Genomic DNA, 684 nt, shown 5'->3' with positions numbered 1-684 from the left:
GCGAGCCGTGGACCGTCTCGGCGGTCTACCCGCTGCCCGTGGCCGCGCCCGGCGCCGCGTCGCCGCCGGTCGTCCCGGCGGTCCTGGAGCTCCCCGCCCGCGGCCTGTCCGCCCCCGTCGACGCGGTCGGCACCGCCCCGAACGGCGGGATGGTCGTCCCCGACCAGGTGCGCACGGTCGGCTGGTGGGCCCCCGGTGTCCTCCCGGGCGGCGCGTCCGGGAGCGCCGTGATCGCCGGTCACGTCGACTCGCGCACCCAGGGCATCGGGTTCCTGTCGGTGCTGCCGCAGCTCGTCGCGGGCGAGCCGGTCGTCGTCCGTGGCGGCGACGGCCGCACCGCGGCCTACCGGGTCGTCGCGCGTCGCGAGTACGGCAAGCACGACCTGCCCCGCGAGGTGTTCCGCCGCGACGGCGACCCGCAGCTCGTCCTCGTCACCTGCGGCGGGGTGTTCGACCCGGCGGCGGGGAGCTACGAGTCGAACATCGTCGTCTACGCCGTGCCGGCCGCTGCGCCCTGAGCCGTCCTCACCGGATACCCGGTCGGGCCCGCGACGGCGACCGCCTACCCTGACCTGCGTGAGCAGCACCGTGACCACCCCGCAGGAGACGACCGAGGCGCCGGAGTCCGCCGCCGTCCGTGAGGCCGCGCAGCGCGCCCGGGCCGCCGCCCCGGCCGTCCGCGCC

General features: G+C 78.2%; 1 protein-coding gene. It reads left to right on the top strand.

What is annotated here, in order from left to right; genetic code table 11:
• The coding region (locus GTW08_RS06925; RefSeq protein ID WP_161151600.1) for a class F sortase at positions 1-518 on the top strand (518 nt) is incomplete at its 5' end.
• Between the last annotated feature and the right edge of the window lie 166 nt (positions 519-684).

This window comes from Pseudonocardia sp. SID8383 (genome assembly GCF_009864975.1).
In the GTDB taxonomy this organism is placed as follows: domain Bacteria; phylum Actinomycetota; class Actinomycetes; order Mycobacteriales; family Pseudonocardiaceae; genus Pseudonocardia; species Pseudonocardia alni.
The sequence above is the reverse complement of the archived record's forward strand: the minus strand, read 5'-3'. Positions and strand labels throughout refer to the sequence as shown.